The organism is Nocardia sp. NPDC055050 (assembly GCF_053608345.1).
Genome location: NZ_JBSGVG010000021.1, coordinates 1 through 19,926 on the forward strand (window position 1 = coordinate 1; position 19,926 = coordinate 19,926).

The following is a 19,926-nucleotide window of genomic DNA, read 5'->3' on the forward strand; positions in this document are numbered from 1 at the left end:
GCCGCGACTCCCTCGGCTCGAGGGCGTCGCGGCGACCGTTTCCTGATGGATCAGTGCTTCTCGGCACCCAGGTAGTACTCGAAGACCAGGCCGGCGGCGGCGGCGAGCACGAGCACCACGCCGAGGCCGATCAGCCAGAACTGGAAGAACGCCAGACCCAGCGCGGTCACCGAACCGGCGCCCGCGAGGAGGATGGGCCAGAAGCTACCGGGCGAGAAGAAGCCCAGGTCACCGGCGCCGTCGACGATCTCGGCCTCTTCGTAGTCCTCGGGACGCAGGTCGATGCGACGCGCGACGAACCGGAAGTAGGTGCCGATGATCAGCGACAGACCCGCGGTCAGCACGATCGCGGTAGTGCCTGCCCACTCGATGCCGGTGCGCGACTGGGCGGTGAAGAAGCCGTAGACGATGCCCACCAGGATGAAGAACGCCGTGAGCAGTTCGAAGATCCGCGCTTCGATCCTCATATCAGAATCCTCACTTGCTCTCGTTCACCGAAGCGCTCTTGGCATCACGCTTGGTGTTGAAGGGGTACGTGGAGGTGGCCACCGGCGACTCGCCGATCGATGCCAGCGCCTCACCGTTGGTCTTGCCCTCGATGCGCGCCTGCATGTACTTGGCGTACTTCTCCGGCGAGACCGCGCGGACCTCGAAGTTCATCATCGAGTGGTAGGTGCCGCACATCTCGGCGCAGCGGCCGACGAACGCGCCTTCCTTCTCGATCTCGGAGATCTGGAAGACGTTGTCGGACTGGTTTTCCTTCGGGTTCGGCATCACGTCGCGCTTGAACATGAACTCCGGCACCCAGAAGGCGTGGATCACGTCGGCGGCGGCGAGCTGGAACTCGATGCGCTTACCGGTCGGCAGCACCAGGACCGGAATCTCTTCGCTGGAGCCGAAGGTCTCGACCTTGTCGTAGTGCAGGTACGAGAGGATGTCGTTGGCCGGCTTGCCGTGCAGGGGGCCCGGCTGCGGGTGACCCTTGTCGTTCTTCAGCTCACGGTATTCGGCGAGCTGCTCTTCGTTCAGCAGCTCCTTCTCCGTGTCGATGCCGTTCCAGGTGAGACCGCCGACGTTGTTGATGTTGCGGTAGCCGAACTTCCAGTTCCACTGGAAGGCGGTCACGTCGACGGTGACATCCGGGTTGTCGGTCTTCTCGTGCACATAGTTCTGCACGACCACGGTGAAGTAGAACAGCACCGCGATGATCACGAACGGGATCGCCGTGTAGGTCAGCTCCAGCGACACGTTGTAGCCGGTCTGGCGCGGGAACTCCGGGGAGTTCTTGCGCTTGCGGTGGAAGATGACCGTCCAGAAGGTCAGACCCCAGACCAGCACGCCCATGGCGAGCGCGGCCAGCACCGACCAGGTCCACAGCTCGCGCATCCGGGTGGCCTGCGGGGTGATACCCGACGGCCAGCCGAACCGGAGCCAAACATTGTCGATCGAGCAGCCCGAGACGAGCATCGCGGTGATCCCCAAGGACACCGCCAGCCCGGCCCGCCGAAGGATCCGGCCCTGCCGACCCTTCTCGGGTCGTGCCCCGATCTCTTCGCTCGCCTTGTGCGCCACGCTCACGCCTTCCTGGTCGCCACACATTCCGACACATTGCGTCGTCCGGGCGGCGATTCGCCCGTTCCGACACCTCTTCAAAGCAGTTTCAGGCCTCTCGAAGTATTGCCGCTGTGACGCCTGCACACCTGAGAAGGACCTGAGTACTACGCAGCGTAGACCAAAGCGGGCACTGTCTTGTCGCGGGGTCACTTTCGACACTCCGCCGTGACCGCGCCGAACATCGCGACCTGCGGTTTGGCCCTCGTCTGGTGGCTGCGCACCCCGCGGGAGCGGGCGAGCGCGGCGTGTCGGGCAGGCGTGCGGCATACTCGGACACAGCGTTTCGGCCCGTTGTGGCCACCCATCATCGAACGAGAGAAGGTTGGGCGACACCGTGTGCGGACTGCTCGGATTCCTGACAGCTGATTCCGCGACGACCGCGGTGGTCGATCAGGTGTACGACGCGCTGCACTGCCAGCGGCATCGTGGCCCGGACGAGAAGGGCACCTGGCACGACGATCACATGATCTTCGGGTTCAATCGCCTGTCCATCATCGATATCGAGCACTCGCACCAGCCGCTGCGCTGGGGCCCCGCGGACAACCCGCAGCGCTACGCGATGACCTTCAACGGCGAGATCTACAACTACCTCGAACTGCGTGAGCAGCTGGCCGCCGAGCACGGCGCCGCATTCCCCGATGGCAAGATCTTCGCCACCGACGGTGACGGCGAGGCCATCGTGGCCGCCTTCCACTTCTGGGGTCCCGAGGCCGTGCGCAAGCTGCGCGGCATGTTCGCCTTCGCGATCTGGGACACCGAGACCTCGGAACTGTTCCTCGCGCGCGATCCGTTCGGCATCAAGCCGCTGTTCATCGCGACCGGCCCCGGCGGCACCGCCTTCGCCAGCGAGAAGAAGAGCCTGCTCGAACTGCTGAGCCCGCTGGAACTGTCCGACGAGCTGGACCCGCGCGCGCTCGAGCACTACACGGTGCTGCAGTACGTGCCAGAGCCCGAGTCGCTGCACCGCAACATCCGTCGCCTCGAGTCCGGCAACTACGCCACGGTGAAGGTCGGCCAGGAACCCGTTGTCACCCGCTATTTCCGCCCCGACTTCCGGGTCCGCCCGTTCGTGGCGGGGTCGGAGAAGGCCCGCTACGCCGAGATCGCCGCGGCGCTCGAGGACTCGGTCGCCAAGCACATGCGCGCCGATGTGACCGTCGGTTCGTTCCTGTCGGGCGGCATAGACTCCACCGCCATCGCCGCGCTGGCCATGCGCCACAACCCGAAGCTGATCACCTTCACCACCGGGTTCGAGCGCGAGGGCTACTCCGAGGTCGACGTGGCCGCCGAGAGCGCCGAGCTGATCGGCGCCCGCCACATCGTCAAGGTGGTCTCCCCCGCCGAGTTCGCCGCCGCGATTCCCGAGATCGTCTGGTACCTCGACGACCCGGTCGCCGACCCCGCCCTGGTCCCGCTGTACTTCGTGGCCAAGGAAGCCCGCAAGCACGTCAAGGTGGTGCTCTCCGGCGAGGGCGCCGACGAACTGTTCGGCGGCTACACGATCTATCGGGAACCGTTGTCGCTCAAGCCCTTCGAGTATCTGCCCGCCGGTGCGCGCAAACTGCTCGGCAAGCTCGGTGACAAGATCCCCGACGGCAAGCGCGGCAAGTCGCTGCTGCAGCGCGGCTCGCTCAGCCTCGAAGACCGCTACTACGGCAACGCCCGCAGCTTCAACGACGCCCAGCTGCGCGCGGTCCTGCGCGACTTCCGCCCCGAGTGGACCCACCAGGACGTCACCGCGCCGATCTACGCCCAGTCCGCGGGCTGGGACCCGGTCGCGCGCATGCAGCACCTGGACCTGTTCACCTGGCTGCGCGGCGACATCCTGGTCAAGGCCGACAAGATGACCATGGCCAACTCCCTGGAACTGCGCGTGCCGTTCCTGGACAACGAGGTCATGCGCGTCGCCGAGGGCATCCCGTTCGATCAGAAGATCACCAAGGAAACCTCGAAGTACGCGCTGCGCCAGGCCCTGGACGGCATCGTCCCCGACCACGTCCTGCACCGCGCCAAGCTCGGCTTCCCGGTCCCGCTGCGCCACTGGCTGCGCGGCACCGAACTCTACGACTGGGCCGAAACCCAGATCGCCGAGTCCCAGACCGACCACCTGCTGCACAAGCCGGCCGTCCTCCAGATGCTCCGCGACCACAAAGCGGGCATCTCCGACCACAGCCGCCGCCTCTGGACCGTCCTGGTCTTCATGGTCTGGCACGGCATCTTCGTCGAGGACCGCATCAAGCCCGAAATCCAGGAACCGGTCTACCCGGTCTCGCTGTAGACGCACAGAAGAACGCCCCCTGGATCGAAAGATCCAGGGGGCGTTCGCGTTCTGTAGTCAGAGCAGGAAGGCCAGTTCGTCGGCGGCATCCGAGCCGTAGGCCTTGGTGAGGCGCTCGAGGGCGTCGTCGGTGTTGAGGGTCCACTCCTGGGTGCCGGTGGTCTCCAGGATCAGGACGGCGATCAGGGAGCCGAGCTGGGCGGCGCGTTCCAGGGTCAGGCCGGCGCGGTGGGCGGTGAGGAAGCCGGCGCGGAAACCGTCGCCGACGCCGGTCGGGTCGACCTTGGCCACCTCGGGCACCACGCCGACGCGGATCTCGGTGCCGTCGGCGTCGACGACGAGCACACCTTCGGAGCCCAGCGTGGTGACCCGGATGCCGACCTTGGCGGTGATGTCGGCTTCGCTGAGGCCGGTCTTCTGCTGCAGCAGGGCCCACTCGTACTTGTTGGTGAACAGGTAGGCGGCGCCGTCGACCAGTTCGGTTGCCTGCTCGCCGTCGAGACGGGCCAGCTGCTGGGACGGGTCGGCGGCATAGGCGATGCCCTGCGCCTTGGCCTGGCGGGTGTGCGCGACCATCGCGTCGGGGTCGTTCGCCCCGACCAGCACCAGGTCGACCTCGTGGGCGGCGGCGATCGCGGCGATATCGATATCGCGCGCCTCGCTCATCGCCCCCGGGTAGAACGACGCGATCTGCGCCATCGTCTCATCGGTGGTGCACACGAACCGGGCGGTGTGCGATGTCGCGGACACGTGCACGGCCGAGCAGTCGACGCCGCTGGCCTCCAGCCACTGGCGGTACTCGGCGAAGTCGGCGCCGACGGCACCGACGAGCACCGGACGCTGCTTCAGCAGGCCCATCGCGTAGGCGATGTTGCCCGCCACTCCGCCGCGGCGGATCTGCAGATCGTCGACGAGGAAGCTCAAGGACACATGATCGAGTTGATCGGCGAGCAGCGCATCGGCGAACCGGCCGGGGAAGCGCATGAGGTGGTCGGTGGCGATGGATGCGGACACGGCAACAGACACGAGGCAGGGCCCCTTCGACGCTAGACGAGGAAAACAGAAAGTCCGGGATCACCCGATCCCGGACTTCAACGTTAGCAAGCGCTACCGCCTGTGGTTCACCTGTTCGCTACCTCGCCACGCAACCACAATGATCCCGGGCGCGCCCTCGAAGGCGAGGTTACGGCGCCGCTAACCCGCGGCGCCGAACATCAGTTGAACGAATCGCCGCAGGCGCAGGAGCCGGTGGCGTTGGGGTTGTCGATGGTGAAGCCCTGCTTCTCGATGGTGTCGACGAAGTCGATCGAGGCGCCGTCGATGTACGGGGCGCTCATGCGATCGACGGCCAGCTTCACGCCGGAGAACTCCACGACGATGTCACCGTCGAGGATGCGATCGTCGAAGAACAGCTGGTAACGCAGACCGGCACAGCCACCGGGCTGCACGGCGATCCGCAGGGCCAGATCGTCGCGGCCCTCCTGGTCGAGCAGCGCCTTCGCCTTGATGGCGGCAGCGTCGGTCAACGTCGCACCGTGGGTCTCGGTGGCGGTCTCGTTCTGCACAGTCATGGACACTCCTAGTTCGACTCAGCCCGTCAACGGACCTCAGGTGCACAGCGCACGACTGTCTTCAACGCTGTCGCAGCAACTGCTATTCCTATTTTGCCACCCTCGGCGCAGCCAGTGGACGCCACCTGGGTGCTTGTGCCCACAGTACGCCCTGTGACGGCGTGATCTGCGTCGCAGCCCGGCCGCGGATGAGACCGGGCCCACCGCTGAGCGGACCGCATTTCCCGATGGTCGGCATCATCGAATAGCCTGGTGAACGTGAAATTGTTTCGTCGCGACGAGTCCAGCACCATCGACGAGTCCGTCGACCCGTCGGTGTCCGACTCCGAACAGGCCGCCGCCACGGCGTCGACCACTCCCGGTAAGGGCAGGCCGACGCCGAAAAGGCGTGAGGCAGAAGGCAAGCGGCGCGGTCCGATCGCGCCCGCCCCGCTGACCGCCAAGGAAGCCCGCGCGCGCCGCAAGGCTGTCAAGGGCACCAAACAGGACCGCAAGGCCGCCGCCGCCGACCGTCGCGCCGCCGTGCAGGACCGCCGCGCCCGCATGCTCGCCGGCGAGGACAAGTATCTGCTGCCCCGCGATCAGGGCCCGGTCCGCGCGTATGTGCGCGACCTGGTGGACGCCCGCCGCAACCTCGTCGGCCTGTTCATGCCGATGGCGCTGGTGCTGATCCTGTCGATGTTCGTCGCCCCCGGCCTGCAGACCATCGTCACCCTGGCCATGCTGGTGATGATGGTCTTCATGATCATCGAGGGCTTCGTCCTGGGCAAGATCGTGAGCAACCGGGTGATCGAACGGTTCCCCGACACCACCGACACCGGCTTCAAGCTCGGCTGGTACGCCTTCGTCCGCGCCTCGCAGATCCGCAAGATGCGCGCTCCGAAGCCGCGGGTCGGCCCCGGCGACGCCGTCTGAGTTCAACCGGACTTGCGAATGCCGTCTCATCCCTGCGGATGGGGCGGCATTCGTCTTTTCAGTGATGGCTCGGGCGGATGTAGTCGGCGTAGCCCGCGATGGCTTTGAGCTCGGTGTCCATGCGCTGAGCGTCGCGGTCGACGATCCCGGTGGAGCCGGCGGTGCCGCGACCGATCAGTACGGCGAGTCCGATGACGGCGGTGAGGACGATCAGAAAAGTAAGCATGGCAGTAATTTTGCGCTCGATGATTTTCAGCCGAAAGTGGCTGTTCTGTCATTGTGCGTAAAGATTCAGCCAGCTACGATGAGGCATGCTCTCGAAGGTTGCCGTGGTGCTCAGCGACCGGCTCGCGATGTTCGAATTCGGTGTCGTCTGTGAGGTTTTCGGCCTCGACCGCACGGCCGACGGCCTGCCCGGCTTCGACTTCCGGGTCTGCGGCGCCGACCCGGGCACGCCACTGCGTTCCACCACCCCCGGCATCGCCGTCACCCCGGAATTCGGCCTCGACCAACTCGCGAAGGCCGACTTGGTCGCCATCCCGGCCTCCCCGATCGACCAGTACGACGACCGGGTACTCGAGGCGGTGCGCGGGGCGGCCGACGCGGGCGCGACCGTCCTCACCGTCTGCTCGGGCGCCTTCCTGGCCGGCGCGGCCGGCCTGCTCGACGGCCGCAAGTGCACCACCCACTGGCGGTATGTCGACAGACTGGCCGCGATGTTCCCCGAGGCTACCGTCGACCCCGACGTCCTGTTCGTCGACGAAGGGAACCTGATCACCAGCGCGGGCACCGCCGCGGGTATCGACGCCTGCCTGCACCTGGTCCGCCGCGAGATCGGTACCGCCGCCGCCAACGGCATCGCGCGGCGCATGGTCGTGCCGCCGCAGCGCGACGGCGGCCAGCGCCAGTTCATCGAGCAGCCGGTCCCCGAGTGCAGTTCGATCGGCCTGTCCACCACCCTGGCCTGGCTCACCGAGAACCTCGCCCACCCACACACCGTCGACGAGCTCGCGGCCCGCTCCAGCATGTCCACCCGCACCTTCGCCCGCCGCTTCGCCGCCGAAACCGGCACCACCCCGGTCAAATGGCTCACCACTCAGCGCGTCCTGTTCGCCAAGCACCTGCTCGAAACCACCGACATGGCCCTGGAACGGATCGCCGACGAGTCCGGCTTCGGCTCCGGCGCCCTGTTGCGCCACCACTTCCAGCGCCAGGTCGGCATCGCCCCCACCGAATACCGCCGCCGCTTCGGCGCGGCAGGCTGAACAACCGTCCGTTATTGTGCGTGGAATACCGATCCGGACGCTTTTCCGCAAAAAGGCGACTAACTCCACAGTGCACGAATGAAATGAGTCGGCTACGCTGATACTGACCGGTGAAATCCCGACCGCCCGTAGCAGTGTGGTCGTCAGCGCGGCATTTCGATGCCCAGGACGGTAGGGTATTCGAGCCATGCGTAGCAGCGAACTCAAGGAAACCGACACCGAGCTCGCCCCGAATTTCCCCGAGCCTCGCCTCGTCGCCGTGGAACGGTCATGGCGCATTCTTATCGCGGCGGGTTCGGATGCTGTCGGATCGCTCGACAGCGAACTCCCCCGATATGGCCACCAGGTTGCCACCGTCGATACCGGAAGAATGGCACTGAAGCTGTTCGGCCGTGCCGATCTGGTACTGCTCGATCCCGATCTCCCCGATTTCGACGGATTCGAGGTATGCCGTTCCATCCGTGCGCGCCATACGGTTCCGATCATCGTTGTCACCGATCGCGATTCCGAATTGGACTGCGTACTCGGCCTGCGCTCCGGCGCCGACGACTATGTCACCCGACCGTTCGGCATCAGGGAACTGGTCGCCCGCATCGACTCGCTCATGCGGCGGGTCAGCCCACAGACCGAGAACGGTGCGTCCCCCTCGGGATGCGGCGCGCTGCGCGTCGACGAGTGGGCCCGCGAGGCCACCCTGCGCGGACGCCCGCTCGCACTCACCAGAAAAGAGTTCGACCTGCTGCTGATGCTGTCACGCCGCCCGGGAATCGTGGTGGCGCGCAAGCAGATCCTGGGCGAGATCTGGGACGGTTCCTGGTCGCAACACACGGTGGACACGCACGTCAGCAGCCTGCGGGCGAAGCTGGGCGCCAGCAATTGGATCGTCGCCGTTCGCGGAATCGGCTTCAAGCTGATGCCGCGCGACTGAGGGGCAACGACGAAGCCGCCGACTCCGAGGAGTCGGCGGCTTCGCTCTCTCAGCTACCGACCGCGACCACGTTCAGGTTCTCGTCGAACGCGAATCCGGGCGGCGCCTCGCCGGTGCGCAGCACCTTGATGAACTTCATCCGAGCGATCCGCCACCCCGCGGCGGTGCGCGCGACATCAGCGTCGAGGTAGCCCCAGACCAGCAGTGGCGCCTCGCCCGGCACCACGTGCTTGTGGGTCGCGGTGAGATTGAGCCGCACCGCGGCGGTGTCGCCGTCGATATCGGCATGACAATCGGTGGTGGTGTGATGGGTCGGACCGAACAGGTTGACCACATAGGTCATATGCGCGGCGATTCCCTCGATACCGCGATAATCCTCGGGCGGCAATTCGAGAAGAACATCGTCGGTGAAAATGGCTTGCGCCCACGCGTCGTCCATCGATTTGCGATCTTCGAAAAAGAAGAAGGTATCGAAGAGTGCCGCGATCTCACGATGGTCGCGCAATTCACGGACTTCCGCGCGAAGCGATTCGAGCTCAGCACGGAGAATGGTCTCGTTCATCATTTATCCCTGAGATTCCTCGCTACCGATGGTAGCGGTTCGATTTTCCGATTTCGACTTGTCGAAACGGCCGGTGATGCGGAAGCCGTCGCGAATATTGAGTGACATGAGCACGATATTTGTAGCACCGGCGACGAGTTCGAGCGCTTGCACGCCGTAGAACAACGGCCCGAACTCGTCGCGGCCCGCGAGGATGGAAAGGGTGATCGCCGAGGGAATCAGCACGAGCAACCCGTTACCCGCGATGAACGGCATCCGGCGCTTCTTCGCGAGGATCGGGGGCATCGTGGAGTCCCCGGCCAGCCGGAAGCCGGTGCCGCCGGTGGCGGCGAGGGCGAGCACCAGGATCGGCAACGCCCACGGGATGGTCTGCTTCACCGCGATGATCGCGTCCTTGGAACCGCTGAGCTCACTCACCACAGTCGAGGTCCAGAAGGTGAGAATCGTGAGCAATCCGATCGTGCCCGCGACGGGATGGATGCGGGAGAGCATGGTTTACCTCTCTTCGATGGTCATGTGGACCGATCGGCCTCGAGGTTGCCGATCGCCTGTCGAACCATGCGGATGAAGTCGTCACCGCGGACCTCGGGGAACCCCGCGGTCGCGATGTCGTTCACCTCCCCGGCCGCGGCGATCAGCGCGGTGCGCAATCGCCGGGACCGGTCGGTGAGGTAGATCAGCGCTCGCCGGCCGTCCTGCGGGTCGGCGGTGCGCTGGATGAGGCCGTCGCGCTCCATCCGCTTGAGCGTGTGGGCCATCGTCGACTGGTCGATCCGGACCTTCTCGCAGAGTTGCAGCTGCGAGATCCCCTCCTCCTCGTACAGCGCGAGCAGTTGTGCGAACTGCCCGGGCACCACACCGTGCCCGGCGATTCGGTCGCGCAGTGCCTGTTCCATGAGCCGCGCCAGATGGTTGATCACGTACCCCAGGGAGTTGCTCCGATCCATCGGTAGCGTCTCGAGCGGTTCCATACCCACCTTCCATCGTCGTTGATCTGCGGCTCCCCTCAGATTACATGGCAAGCCATGTAATTGCGACCGGTAGCGGACACCCGGTCGACGCGGAGCCGGCGCGTGATGCTAGGGCCGACGCACACCGTCGGCAACCGGGCGGAGCGAAACCTGAACCAGCCCGGATGAATTGGACGAACTCCACAGGCTGGGGCGCCCGGCGCGCGCAGCTCCTGAAGATTTCCGGAGGTTCCGTTCACCATATGGTGATCTCCGTTACGCACGATTAGTGAAGCGTCCCAACGACTTTCAGGAGGCATCGTGCGAAAAGTGCTGATCGCCAACCGCGGTGAGATCGCCGTCAGAATCGCACGAGCCTGCCGTGACGCGGGCATCACCGCGGTGGCGGTGTACGCCGATCCCGACCGCGACGCACTGCATGTGCGCACCGCCGACGAAGCCTACGCACTGGGCGGCGACACGGCGCAGTCCAGCTATCTCGATGTCGAGGCGGTACTCGCCGCAGCGCGAGCCGCGGGTGCCGACGCGGTCCATCCCGGCTACGGCTTCCTGTCGGAGAACGCGGAATTCGCCGCCGCGGTCCTGGCGGCGGGACTGATCTGGATCGGCCCGCCGCCCTCGGTGATCCGCGATCTCGGCGACAAGGTCACCGCCCGCACGATCGCGGTCGCGGCGGGCGCGCCGATCGTGGCGGGTACCCCGGGCCCGGTATCGGATCCGGACGAGGTCGTGGCGTTCGCCCGGGCCCACGGCTTGCCGGTCGCCATCAAGGCGGCATACGGCGGCGGCGGTCGCGGGCTCAAGGTGGCGCGCACCCTCGCCGAGATCCCGGAGTGCTTCGCCTCGGCGGTCCGCGAGGCGACGGCCGCGTTCGGTCGAGGCGAATGCTTCGTGGAACGCTATCTGGATTCCCCGCGGCACGTGGAGACGCAGTGCCTCGCCGACACGGCAGGCACCGTGGTCGTGGTCTCGACCAGGGATTGTTCGCTGCAGCGCCGTCATCAGAAGCTCGTGGAGGAGGCGCCGGCGCCGTTCCTCACGCCCGCGCAGCACAGCGCGCTGGTCGAATCCTCCAAGGCCATCCTGCGTGCCGCGGGCTACGTGGGTGCGGGCACCTGTGAGTTCCTGATCGGCGCCGACGGCACGCTGTCCTTTCTCGAGGTCAACACCCGGCTCCAGGTGGAACACCCGGTCTCGGAGGAGGTCACGGGCATCGACCTGGTCCGCGAGCAACTGCGCATCGCCGCGGGCGGACTCCTCGACTATCCCGATCCCCCGACGCGTGGGCACTCGATCGAGTTCCGCGTCAATTGCGAGGACGCCGGGCGCAACTTCGCGCCGATGCCCGGCACGATCACCGGCTACCGGACCCCGAGCGGTCCGGGCGTGCGGGTCGACTCCGGGGTCGAGGGGGGCACCGAGGTCGGCGCGAACTGGGATTCACTGCTGGCCAAGCTCATCGTCACCGGCGAGAACCGGACCCAGGCACTGCAACGGGCGGCGCGCGCGCTCAGCGAGTTCGCGATCGACGGCATCGCGACCGTGCTGCCGCTGCACCGCGCGGTGGTCGCCGACCCCGCCTTCACCGACGCGCCGTTCCGCGTACACACCCGCTGGATCGAGACCGAGTTCGACAACACCATCGAGCCCTACCCCGATACCGCCGCACCGCCCGGTGCCACGGCGCCGCGCGAGACCGTGGTGCTCGAAGTGCGCGGTAAACGAGTGGAGGTGACCCTGCCCGCGCGCGGCACCAAACCGGCCTCCCGACCCTCGCCTCGCCCCCTGCGCGTGAGCGCCGCCGCTACCCCCAGCGGCGACTCACTGACCGCCCCTATGGCCGGAACTCTGGTGAAACTCGCTGCCGCCGAAGGCGATTCGGTGGCATCCGGGCAGCTCATCGCGGTGATCGAGGCGATGAAGATGGAACAACCGGTCACCGCCCACAAGGCGGGCATCGTCGTCGGCCTAATCACCGACATCGGCACCAGTATCGGCAGCGGCGCCGTGCTGTGCCGGATCCAGAACTGAACCGCAGAGGAGCCGACACCGGATGCATACGACAGTCACGGTCGCCAGGACGACCACTATCGCGGCCCGCGCACGCGTGGCGGGCAGGTTCGCCGAGCACGATGCCACGGCGGCCCCGACGGACGCGAAAATCGTTCGCCGCCAACTGTTCCACTATCACGACGACCTGCTCATCCACATCGTCGACAGCGACACACCGCTGCCCGGCGAGCCCGAGGGCCCCGACCTCGGCGCCGATATCGCGCCCTTCGACACCACCGTGCTCGCCGAGCGCTACTACCACTGGCTGCCCGGCCCGGTGGACCCCGCCATGTTCAGCACCCTCGTCGTCAATCGCCTTGTCCCCGAACGCCGCCCGCAGGTCGCGCAGCTGTTCGCCGATTTCGACACCACCGACGTCCCCCACCGGATGGGCACCCGGCGCAGGCAGCTCTTCGCCCTCGGCGGCGTCTATTTCCACCTGCAGGACTTCGAAACCCCCGACGGCGGTGCGGTGATCGCCCAGGCGTGGAAGCAAGCCGACCCGCGCTTCATCCAGATCTGCGACGACCTCGACCCCCTGATCGACAAGTACGACTCGTCGACCTGGCGCAAGCCGGCCGACGCGGTCGCACACCGCTTCTACCACTGGGAGGCACAGTGAACACCCGGCGCGTCGTCATCACCGGAATGGAGGTGATCGCCCCCGGCGGAGTCGGCACCAAGCAGTTCTGGGAACTGCTCACCGCCGGCCGCACCGCCACCCGGCGGATCAGCTTCTTCGATCCCGAGCAGTTCCGGTCCAAGGTCGCGGCCGAGGTCGACTTCGACCCCGAACTGCACGGCCTCACTCCCCACGAGATCCAGCGACTCGACCGCGCGGCACAGTTCGCCGTCGTCGGCGCGCGCAGCGCGGTGGCCGACAGCGGGCTCGAGTTCGACACCATCGACCCGTACTCGATCGGGGTGGCACTGGGCAGCGCGGTCGGCGCGACGATGCGCCTGGAGCAGGACTACCGCGTGATCAGCAATGGCGGACGCCTGGAACTGGTCGACCAGAAGTACGCCGACCAGCACCTCTACCACCATCTGTCGCCCGGCTCGTTCGCCGCCGAGGTGGCCTTCGCGGTCGGCGCGCAAGGGCCGGCGACCGTGGTGTCCTCGGGCTGCACGTCCGGTCTCGACTCGGTCGGGTACGCCGCCCAGCTCATCGCCGAAGGCTCGGTGGACATCATGGTCACCGGCGCCTCGGACGCGCCGATCTCGCCGATCACGATGGCCTGCTTCGACGCGATCAAGGCGACCACCCCGCGCCACGACTCCCCCGAAACCGCCTCCCGGCCGTTCGATGCCTCCCGCACCGGCTTCGTCCTGGGTGAGGGCGCGGCCCTGTTCGTCCTCGAGGAACTGTCCGCGGCCCGGCGGCGCGGTGCGCACATCTACGCCGAGATCGCCGGCTACGCCACCCGCGCGAACGCCTATCACATGACCGGGTTGCGCCCCGACGGCGTCGAGATGGCCGAGGCCATCCGGGTGGCGCTGCACGAGGCCCGGCTGCCCGGCGACTCGATCGACTACATCAACGCGCACGGCTCGGGCACCAAGCAGAACGACCGGCACGAAACCGCCGCGTTCAAGCGCAGTTTGGGTTCACACGCCTATGACACCCCGGTGAGCTCGATCAAGTCGATGGTCGGGCATTCGCTCGGCGCGATCGGCTCGATCGAGATCGCGGCCTCGGTCCTGGCGATCGGCGCCGACGTGGTGCCGCCGACGGCGAACCTGCACACCGCCGACCCCGAATGCGACCTCGACTACGTGCCGCTCACCGCCCGTGAGCACCGCACCGACACCGTACTCACGGTGGGCAGCGGCTTCGGCGGCTTCCAGAGCGCGATGGTCCTCACCACGGCGAAAGGAGTCGCGGCATGACCGCGGTACTCGACGACACCCGCGCGGTGGTCACCGGCATCGGCATCACCGCGCCGAACGGCCTCGGTACTCAGCCCTATTGGGATGCGGTGCGCGGGGGCCGCAGTGGCATCGGCCGACTCACCCGCTTCGATCCGGCGGGCTACCCGGCCACGCTGGCCGGTGAGATCGACGACTTCGATCCCCAGCAACACCTGCCCAATCGCCTTCTGCCTCAGACAGATCAGGTGACCCGCCTCGCTCTCGTCGCGGCCGAATGGGCACTGGCCGATGCCGGCATCGACACCGGCGAGCTCGACGACTTCGACATGGGCGTGCTCACCGCCTCGTCCTCGGGCGGTTTCGAGTTCGCGCAGAAGGAGCTCGGGAATCTCTGGAGCCGGGGTAGCCGTTTCGTCAGCGCCTATCAGTCCTTCGCCTGGTTCTACGCGGTCAACAGCGGCCAGATCTCCATTCGTCACGGTATGAAAGGGCCCAGCGGTGTCCTGGTCAGCGACCAGGCAGGCGGCCTCGACGCGATCGCCCATGCGCGCAGGCAGATTCGCCGAGGCACCGCGCTGATGGTGTCGGGCGCGATGGACGCCACGCTGTGCCCGTGGGGCTGGGCGGCACTGTGGACGAGCGGCCGGTTGCACGCGGGCGCCGATCCCGACGCCGCCTACCTGCCGTTCGACGCGCGGGCCGCGGGCCATGTCCCGGGTGAGGGCGGCGCGATCCTGATCCTCGAGTCGGCGGCGGCGGCCACCGCCCGGGGAGCGCGCAGCTACGGCGAGATCGCCGGATACGCGGCGACGTTCGATCCCGCGCCCGGAACCGGTCGCGAACCGGCCCTGCGCGCGGCGATCGAACGGGCGCTCGCCGATGCCGGACTCGCGCCGAGCGATATCGACGTGGTGTTCGCCGACGCCGCGGGTCTGCCCGAGCACGATCAGATCGAGTCCGACGCCATCACCGCGGTCTTCGGTCACCGCGGCGTCCCCGTCACCGCACCGAAAACCATGACGGGACGGCTGTATTCGGGAGCGGGCCCCCTCGATGTCGCCACCGCGCTGCTCGCCATGTCGACCGGCGAGATCCCACCGACGATCAACGTCACCCCGAACGCCGACTCGCCACTGGACCTGGTGGTCGGTGGGGTGCGGCACGCGACGGTGCGTGCCGCACTCGTCCTGGCACGCGGCTACGGCGGATTCAACTCCGCCATGGTCGTGTCCGCACCCGAAGGAAGGGAAATCTCATGACATTCACCCTCGACGACCTGACCCGGATCCTCCTCGAAGGCTCCGGCGAACCCGAGAACGTCGACCTGGAGTCCGACATCCTCGACCTCACCTTCGACGATCTCGGCTACGACTCCCTCGCGATGCTCGAGACCGCCAGCCGCGTCGAACGCGAATTCGGGGTGACCCTCGACGACTCGACCGTGATCGAAGCGACCACACCGCGCACCTTTCTCGACGCGGTGAACGCCCTTCTCCCCGTTCGCACCCCCTAGAAGGAGTCATCATGTCGAAAATGCACGCAGTGGTCACCGGTGCCACCAGCGGTATCGGGCTGGCCGTGGCCCGGCTGCTCGCCGGCAACGGGCACACCGTCTACCTCGGCGCGCGCACCGCGGAGAACGTCGCCACCACCGTCAAGGAGTTCACCGAAGCCGGCCTCGAGGTGGACGGCAGCGCCGTCGACGTGCGTTCGGGTGAGTCGGTGCACGAGTTCATCGAAGCCGCCACCGCCCGGTTCGGCCCGGTGGACGTGCTGGTCAACAACGCGGGTATCAGCGGCGGCGGCGTCACCGCGGACCTGGTGGACGAGATCTGGGACAACGTCATCGACACCAACCTCAACAGCGTCTTCCGGATGACGCGCGAGGTGCTCAACACCGGCGGGATGCGCCACCGCAGCCGCGGCCGGATCATCAACATCGCCTCGACCGCCGGCAAGCAGGGCGTGGTGCTCGGCGCACCGTACTCGGCGTCCAAGCACGGTGTCGTCGGGTTCACCAAGGCGCTCGGCAACGAGCTCGCGCCGACCGGCATCACCGTCAACGCGGTCTGCCCCGGCTACGTGGAAACGCCGATGGCGCAGCAGGTTCGGCGCAACTACGCGAGCCTGCAGCAGAGCACCGAGGACGCGGTGATGGCGAAGTTCACCGCCAAGATCCCGCTCGGCCGCTACTGCACTCCGGAGGAAGTGGCGGGCCTGGTCGGCTATCTCGCCTCCGACACCGCCGCGTCCATCACCGCCCAGGCGATGAATGTCTGTGGCGGACTCGGGAATTACTGAAAGGGGATCGACCATGTCCGCATCCGTATCCGTCACCACCACCGGCCATGCCGAGCATTCGATCGAGATCGCCGCGCCCGCGGCGACCGTCTACCGGCTGCTCGCGGAGGTGGAGAACTGGCCACAGTTGTTCCCGCCCACCATCTTCGCCGACTACCTCGACAACGACGACCGCGAGCAGCGCATCCGGATCTGGGCCACCGCGGGCGAGAGCGTCAAGCATTGGGTCTCGCGCCGGGTACTCGATCCGGAGCAACGCCGCATCGAGTTCCGCCAGGAGGTCAGCAGCGCGCCGATCGCCGCGATGGGCGGCACCTGGATCATCGAGGCGCTCTCGGTGAATCGGAGCAACGTACGCCTGCTGCACGACTACCAGGCCACCGAGGAAGACCAGCTGAGCTGGATCGACCAGGTGGTCGACCGCAATTCGACCACCGAGCTCGCCGCGCTGAAGCGCAATATCGAACTCGGCGACGCGGGCACCGACGCGACGTTCTCCTTCGAGGACACCGTCGAGGTGGCGGGCACGGCCGCCGATGTGTTCGGGTTCATCAGCCAAGCGCAGCTGTGGCCGGAGCGGCTGCCGCATGTGGCGGGGGTCGAGCTCATCGAACCGGGTCCCGGCATCCAGTCACTGGCGATGGACACGGTGGCGATGGACGGTTCCCAGCACCGCACCATGTCGTATCGCATCGTGTTCCCGGACACCATGATCGCCTACAAGCAGCTGACCATGCCCGCGCTGATGACGCTGCACACCGGGTACTGGACCGTGCGGCCGTCCGAGGGCGGGGTGGCGGTGTCGTCGCAGCACAGCGTGGTGATCAACACCGACAACATCACCGCCGTCCTCGGTCCCGACGCCGATGTGGCGACCGCGAGGGAGTACGTGCAGCGGGCGCTGAGCACCAACAGCATGGCCACCCTGGCCCATGCCAAGAAGTTCGCCGAGGAACGGTCATGAGCTCCGCAGAGGCGAGCGCGGCGCTCCTGTCCCCGGGCGTGCACCGGATCACCCTGGACGCGGCGGGAATTCCGATGTCCGGCCTGCTCAGTACGCCCGCCTTGGCCCTGCCTCGTGCCACCATCGTCGCCCTGCACGGGGCAGGGATGTCCGCCGCGTACTTCCACGGCCGCGCCCACCCGGACGTGTCGCTGCTCAGCACCGCCACCCGGCTGGGCTACGCGGTGCTGGCACTGGACCGTCCCGGCTACGGTGCCTCGGTCGACGCCCTGCCGGACGGTCAGTCGCTGACCGACCAGGCCGAGACCGTGCGTGCCGCGCTCGCCGACTTCACCGCCGACAACGAGGTCGGCGCCGGGATGTTCCTGCTCGGGCACTCCTTCGGCGGCAAGCTCGCCCTCACCATGGCGACCGAGAGCGAGTTCTGCGGCGTCGACGTCTCGGGCTGCGGGCACCTCTACAGCGAGGACACCGAAACCAAGATGTGGCAACGCAATTGGGGCGATCTCCAGTTGTATCCGCCCGGCACCTTCGCCCGGTCGGGCGCGGCGGTGGACTCGACGCCGATGCTGGAACTGGTCGACGCCGCCGCCTGGCCGCAGACCTTCGCCGAACTGGCCGATCGCATCCGGATTCCGGTGCGGTTCAGCTTCGCCGAGCAGGAGAAGTGGTGGCGCACCGACGATGCCGCGCTCGCCGACCTGTCCGCCCTGCTCGCCTCGGCGCCCCGCCGCGGCTTGACCCGCGTCCCGCAGGCGGGCCACAACATCAGCCTGGGCTGGGCGGCCAGGGCCTATCACACGAGTGCGCTGGCCTTTTTCGAAACCTGCCTGCTCGACCCCATCGCGGCCTGAGCGAGAGGACACCGCTGTGACCGAGGAATACACGCTGCCGTTCACCTCCGACGGTGACCTCGACCGGATCGACGAACTGCGCCTGCGTAAGGAACTGGCTGAGCTCGGCCCCGATCCGGCCGCGACCGAGCGCCAGCACGCCAAGGGCAAACTGACCGCCCGCGAACGGATCTCGCTGCTGCTCGATCCGGACTCGTTCACCGAACTCGAACCGTTGCGCAGGCATCGGGCCACCGGGTTCGGCCTCGAGCACAGCAGGCCCTACACCGACGGCGTGGTGGCCGGCTGGGGCACCGTCGACGGACGCACCACCTTCGTCTACGCCCACGACTTCCGGATCTTCGGCGGTGCGCTGGGCGAGGCGCACGCCGAGAAGATCCACAAGGTCATGGATTTGGCGATCACCGCGGGGGCGCCGCTGGTGTCGCTGAACGACGGTGCGGGCGCCCGGATCCAGGAGGGTGTCGCCGCCTTGGCCGGCTACGGGGGCATCTTCCGGCGCAATACCGCGGCCTCGGGGGTGATTCCCCAGATCAGCGTCATGCTGGGGCCCTGTGCGGGCGGGGCCGCCTACTCCCCCGCCCTGACCGATTTCGTCCTGATGGTGCGCGGCACCGCGCAGATGTTCATCACCGGGCCCGAGGTGGTCACCGCCGTCACGGGCGAATCGGTGACCCTCGACGGATTGGGCGGCGCCGACATCCACGCCGAGCGCTCCGGTGTCGCGCACTTCGTCCACGACGACGAGGCGACCTGCCTCGCCGATGTGCGCTACCTGCTCTCCTTTCTGCCACAGAACAACCGGGAACTGCCGCCGGTGGTGCCCACCGACGACCCGGTCGATCGGCCATGCCCCGCGCTCGGCGATCTCGTCCCCGACACCGGGACCACGCCCTACGACATCCGCGCGGTGATCGCCGAAATCGTCGACGACGGCGCGTATCTGGAGATCCAGGAACGCTGGGCCGCCAATATCGTCATCGCGCTGGCCCGGATGAACGGTCAGACAGTCGGTTTCGTCGCCAACCAACCACAGTGTCTGGCAGGCACTCTCGATATCAGCGCCAGCGAGAAGGCCGCACGCTTCGTCCAGATGTGCGATGCGATGAACATCCCGCTGGTCACCCTGCTCGATGTGCCGGGGTTCCTGCCCGGGGTCGGCCAGGAACACAGCGGCATCATCCGGCACGGCGCGAAGCTGCTGTACGCCTACTGCAACGCGACCGTGCCGCGGATCTCGATCGTGCTGCGCAAGGCCTACGGCGGCGCCTACATCGTCATGGACTCGCGCAGTGTCGGTGCCGATCTGGCGCTGGCCTGGCCGACCAACGAGATCGCGGTGATGGGCGCACAGGGCGCCGCGAACGTGGTCTTCCGCAAGCAGATCGCCGCCGCCGGCGACCCCGACGCGGCCAGGACCGAGCTCGTTGCCGGGTACGCCCGCGAGTTGATGCATCCCTACTACGCCGCCGAGCGCGGCCTGGTCGACGACGTCATCGACCCGGCCGACACCCGTTCGATCCTCATCAGATCACTGAACATGCTGCGCGCCAAGCATTCCGAGCCGCCGGTGCGCAAGCACGGCAACCCACCCCAGTAGGAGGACCACATGTCCGATTCCCCAGCGCTGGTCGATTCCCGAATCGATCCGAGCGAAGAGATGATCGCCGCCGTCGCCGCGGTGTTGCTGACCTATGACGAGCAGGCCGAAGAGCTGTCGCCGCCCCAGGCGGTGTTGCCCTACACCCGGTTTCGCGATCCGCGCGGCTGGCGCTAGCC

General features: G+C 67.3%; 22 protein-coding genes. 14 read left to right on the forward strand and 8 right to left on the reverse strand.

The annotated features are described in order from the left end of the window. Positions 1 to 50: 50 nt before the first annotated feature. A complete protein-coding gene (locus tag ACWGCN_RS21615; RefSeq protein WP_056816603.1) occupies positions 51 to 467 on the reverse strand; it encodes a cytochrome c oxidase subunit 4 in 417 nt (138 codons plus the stop codon). A gap of 10 nt (positions 468 to 477) precedes the next feature. Beyond that, positions 478 to 1,467 (reverse strand): aa3-type cytochrome oxidase subunit II, encoded by a 990-nt coding sequence (ctaC, locus tag ACWGCN_RS21620; protein WP_378992675.1) that lies wholly within the window; start codon positions 1,465 to 1,467, stop codon positions 478 to 480. 481 nt (positions 1,468 to 1,948) lie between these two features. Here ctaC and asnB point away from each other — a divergent pair, with 481 nt between their 5' ends. After that, entirely contained in the window at positions 1,949 to 3,892 is a 1,944-nt protein-coding gene (asnB, locus tag ACWGCN_RS21625; protein WP_452460340.1) for an asparagine synthase (glutamine-hydrolyzing), read from the forward strand. Between the two features lie 57 nt (positions 3,893 to 3,949). Here the strand turns inward: asnB and ACWGCN_RS21630 are convergent, their stop codons facing one another. Together ACWGCN_RS21630 and ACWGCN_RS21635 are read right to left on the reverse strand one after the other, a co-directional pair. Further along, the gene (locus ACWGCN_RS21630; RefSeq protein ID WP_452460341.1) at positions 3,950 to 4,876 is read right to left on the reverse strand and encodes a carbohydrate kinase family protein; all 927 of its coding nucleotides are present in this window, start codon (positions 4,874 to 4,876) and stop codon (positions 3,950 to 3,952) included. 230 nt (positions 4,877 to 5,106) lie between these two features. After that, entirely contained in the window at positions 5,107 to 5,463 is a 357-nt protein-coding gene (locus tag ACWGCN_RS21635) for a HesB/IscA family protein (protein WP_067459056.1), read from the reverse strand. A 315-nt stretch (positions 5,464 to 5,778) separates the two neighbouring features. Between ACWGCN_RS21635 and ACWGCN_RS21640 the strand changes: the two genes are divergently transcribed. Next, positions 5,779 to 6,378, forward strand: a complete 600-nt coding sequence (locus ACWGCN_RS21640; RefSeq protein ID WP_378636811.1) for a DUF3043 domain-containing protein — start codon at positions 5,779 to 5,781, stop codon at positions 6,376 to 6,378. 58 nt (positions 6,379 to 6,436) lie between these two features. Here ACWGCN_RS21640 and ACWGCN_RS21645 read toward each other — a convergent pair whose 3' ends face one another. Next, the gene (locus tag ACWGCN_RS21645; protein ID WP_378992528.1) at positions 6,437 to 6,604 is read right to left on the reverse strand and encodes a hypothetical protein; all 168 of its coding nucleotides are present in this window, start codon (positions 6,602 to 6,604) and stop codon (positions 6,437 to 6,439) included. Between the two features lie 85 nt (positions 6,605 to 6,689). Here ACWGCN_RS21645 and ACWGCN_RS21650 point away from each other — a divergent pair, with 85 nt between their 5' ends. Together ACWGCN_RS21650 and ACWGCN_RS21655 are read left to right on the forward strand one after the other, a co-directional pair. Then, a complete protein-coding gene (locus ACWGCN_RS21650; RefSeq protein ID WP_449970833.1) occupies positions 6,690 to 7,643 on the forward strand; it encodes a helix-turn-helix domain-containing protein in 954 nt (317 codons plus the stop codon). A 187-nt stretch (positions 7,644 to 7,830) separates the two neighbouring features. Next, positions 7,831 to 8,571 (forward strand): response regulator transcription factor, encoded by a 741-nt coding sequence (locus tag ACWGCN_RS21655; protein ID WP_378992524.1) that lies wholly within the window; start codon positions 7,831 to 7,833, stop codon positions 8,569 to 8,571. Positions 8,572 to 8,620: 49 nt separating this feature from the next. On the opposite strand, the gene ACWGCN_RS21660 is transcribed toward ACWGCN_RS21655, so the two are convergent. From ACWGCN_RS21660 to ACWGCN_RS21670, 3 genes are read right to left on the reverse strand one after another with little or no spacing between them, the layout of a single operon-like run. Continuing rightward, positions 8,621 to 9,133, reverse strand: a complete 513-nt coding sequence (locus ACWGCN_RS21660) for a nuclear transport factor 2 family protein (protein ID WP_378992522.1) — start codon at positions 9,131 to 9,133, stop codon at positions 8,621 to 8,623. A 3-nt stretch (positions 9,134 to 9,136) separates the two neighbouring features. Beyond that, positions 9,137 to 9,625, reverse strand: a complete 489-nt coding sequence (locus ACWGCN_RS21665; protein ID WP_452459596.1) for a hypothetical protein — start codon at positions 9,623 to 9,625, stop codon at positions 9,137 to 9,139. A gap of 20 nt (positions 9,626 to 9,645) precedes the next feature. Further along, entirely contained in the window at positions 9,646 to 10,104 is a 459-nt protein-coding gene (locus ACWGCN_RS21670) for a MarR family winged helix-turn-helix transcriptional regulator (protein WP_378992519.1), read from the reverse strand. A gap of 300 nt (positions 10,105 to 10,404) precedes the next feature. On the opposite strand from ACWGCN_RS21670, the gene ACWGCN_RS21675 reads away from it, so the two are divergent. The 10 genes from ACWGCN_RS21675 to ACWGCN_RS21720 are packed head-to-tail and all read left to right on the forward strand — an operon-like array spanning position 10,405 to position 19,924. Then, positions 10,405 to 12,135 carry an ATP-binding protein gene (locus ACWGCN_RS21675; RefSeq protein WP_452459595.1) on the forward strand — a complete coding sequence of 577 codons (1,731 nt, stop codon included), beginning with the start codon at positions 10,405 to 10,407 and terminating at the stop codon, positions 12,133 to 12,135. A 22-nt stretch (positions 12,136 to 12,157) separates the two neighbouring features. After that, positions 12,158 to 12,778, forward strand: coding sequence for a TcmI family type II polyketide cyclase (locus ACWGCN_RS21680; RefSeq protein ID WP_378992517.1), 621 nt, complete (start codon positions 12,158 to 12,160; stop codon positions 12,776 to 12,778). Then, complete coding sequence (locus ACWGCN_RS21685; RefSeq protein ID WP_387447639.1) at positions 12,775 to 14,046, forward strand: beta-ketoacyl-[acyl-carrier-protein] synthase family protein; 1,272 nt, start codon at positions 12,775 to 12,777, stop codon at positions 14,044 to 14,046. Before ACWGCN_RS21680 ends, ACWGCN_RS21685 begins: the two co-directional genes overlap by 4 nt. Beyond that, positions 14,043 to 15,287, forward strand: coding sequence for a ketosynthase chain-length factor (locus ACWGCN_RS21690; RefSeq protein WP_452459594.1), 1,245 nt, complete (start codon positions 14,043 to 14,045; stop codon positions 15,285 to 15,287). The genes ACWGCN_RS21685 and ACWGCN_RS21690 overlap by 4 nt, the downstream gene beginning before the upstream one ends. Further along, the gene (locus ACWGCN_RS21695) at positions 15,284 to 15,541 is read left to right on the forward strand and encodes an acyl carrier protein (RefSeq protein WP_378992514.1); all 258 of its coding nucleotides are present in this window, start codon (positions 15,284 to 15,286) and stop codon (positions 15,539 to 15,541) included. The genes ACWGCN_RS21690 and ACWGCN_RS21695 overlap by 4 nt, the downstream gene beginning before the upstream one ends. Positions 15,542 to 15,552: 11 nt before the next feature. Then, a complete protein-coding gene (fabG, locus tag ACWGCN_RS21700; protein WP_378992513.1) occupies positions 15,553 to 16,329 on the forward strand; it encodes a 3-oxoacyl-ACP reductase FabG in 777 nt (258 codons plus the stop codon). Between the two features lie 13 nt (positions 16,330 to 16,342). Continuing rightward, the gene (locus ACWGCN_RS21705; protein WP_378992512.1) at positions 16,343 to 17,293 is read left to right on the forward strand and encodes an aromatase/cyclase; all 951 of its coding nucleotides are present in this window, start codon (positions 16,343 to 16,345) and stop codon (positions 17,291 to 17,293) included. After that, complete coding sequence (locus tag ACWGCN_RS21710) at positions 17,290 to 18,147, forward strand: alpha/beta hydrolase (protein ID WP_449970817.1); 858 nt, start codon at positions 17,290 to 17,292, stop codon at positions 18,145 to 18,147. Before ACWGCN_RS21705 ends, ACWGCN_RS21710 begins: the two co-directional genes overlap by 4 nt. A gap of 16 nt (positions 18,148 to 18,163) precedes the next feature. Further along, positions 18,164 to 19,747: an acyl-CoA carboxylase subunit beta gene (locus tag ACWGCN_RS21715; protein ID WP_452459593.1), complete on the forward strand. Its 1,584-nt coding sequence runs from the start codon at positions 18,164 to 18,166 to the stop codon at positions 19,745 to 19,747. A gap of 9 nt (positions 19,748 to 19,756) precedes the next feature. Beyond that, positions 19,757 to 19,924, forward strand: coding sequence for a hypothetical protein (locus ACWGCN_RS21720; RefSeq protein WP_379312633.1), 168 nt, complete (start codon positions 19,757 to 19,759; stop codon positions 19,922 to 19,924). Positions 19,925 to 19,926: the final 2 nt, after the last annotated feature.

What these genes read in the sequence shown, in the direction of transcription:
- ACWGCN_RS21615 (WP_056816603.1), bottom strand. Translation starts at nt 467, where the DNA reads ATGAGGATCGAAGCGCGGATCTTCGAACTGCTCACGGCGTTCTTCATC.
- ctaC (WP_378992675.1), bottom strand. Translation starts at nt 1,467, where the DNA reads ATGCTCGTCTCGGGCTGCTCGATCGACAATGTTTGGCTCCGGTTCGGC.
- ACWGCN_RS21630 (WP_452460341.1), bottom strand. Translation starts at nt 4,876, where the DNA reads ATGCGCTTCCCCGGCCGGTTCGCCGATGCGCTGCTCGCCGATCAACTC.
- ACWGCN_RS21635 (WP_067459056.1), bottom strand. Translation starts at nt 5,463, where the DNA reads ATGACTGTGCAGAACGAGACCGCCACCGAGACCCACGGTGCGACGTTG.
- ACWGCN_RS21645 (WP_378992528.1), bottom strand. Translation starts at nt 6,604, where the DNA reads ATGCTTACTTTTCTGATCGTCCTCACCGCCGTCATCGGACTCGCCGTA.
- ACWGCN_RS21650 (WP_449970833.1), top strand. Translation starts at nt 6,690, where the DNA reads ATGCTCTCGAAGGTTGCCGTGGTGCTCAGCGACCGGCTCGCGATGTTC.
- ACWGCN_RS21655 (WP_378992524.1), top strand. Translation starts at nt 7,831, where the DNA reads ATGCGTAGCAGCGAACTCAAGGAAACCGACACCGAGCTCGCCCCGAAT.
- ACWGCN_RS21660 (WP_378992522.1), bottom strand. Translation starts at nt 9,133, where the DNA reads ATGAACGAGACCATTCTCCGTGCTGAGCTCGAATCGCTTCGCGCGGAA.
- ACWGCN_RS21665 (WP_452459596.1), bottom strand. Translation starts at nt 9,625, where the DNA reads ATGCTCTCCCGCATCCATCCCGTCGCGGGCACGATCGGATTGCTCACG.
- ACWGCN_RS21670 (WP_378992519.1), bottom strand. Translation starts at nt 10,104, where the DNA reads ATGGAACCGCTCGAGACGCTACCGATGGATCGGAGCAACTCCCTGGGG.
- ACWGCN_RS21680 (WP_378992517.1), top strand. Translation starts at nt 12,158, where the DNA reads ATGCATACGACAGTCACGGTCGCCAGGACGACCACTATCGCGGCCCGC.
- ACWGCN_RS21690 (WP_452459594.1), top strand. Translation starts at nt 14,043, where the DNA reads ATGACCGCGGTACTCGACGACACCCGCGCGGTGGTCACCGGCATCGGC.
- ACWGCN_RS21695 (WP_378992514.1), top strand. Translation starts at nt 15,284, where the DNA reads ATGACATTCACCCTCGACGACCTGACCCGGATCCTCCTCGAAGGCTCC.
- fabG (WP_378992513.1), top strand. Translation starts at nt 15,553, where the DNA reads ATGTCGAAAATGCACGCAGTGGTCACCGGTGCCACCAGCGGTATCGGG.
- ACWGCN_RS21705 (WP_378992512.1), top strand. Translation starts at nt 16,343, where the DNA reads ATGTCCGCATCCGTATCCGTCACCACCACCGGCCATGCCGAGCATTCG.
- ACWGCN_RS21710 (WP_449970817.1), top strand. Translation starts at nt 17,290, where the DNA reads ATGAGCTCCGCAGAGGCGAGCGCGGCGCTCCTGTCCCCGGGCGTGCAC.
- ACWGCN_RS21720 (WP_379312633.1), top strand. Translation starts at nt 19,757, where the DNA reads ATGTCCGATTCCCCAGCGCTGGTCGATTCCCGAATCGATCCGAGCGAA.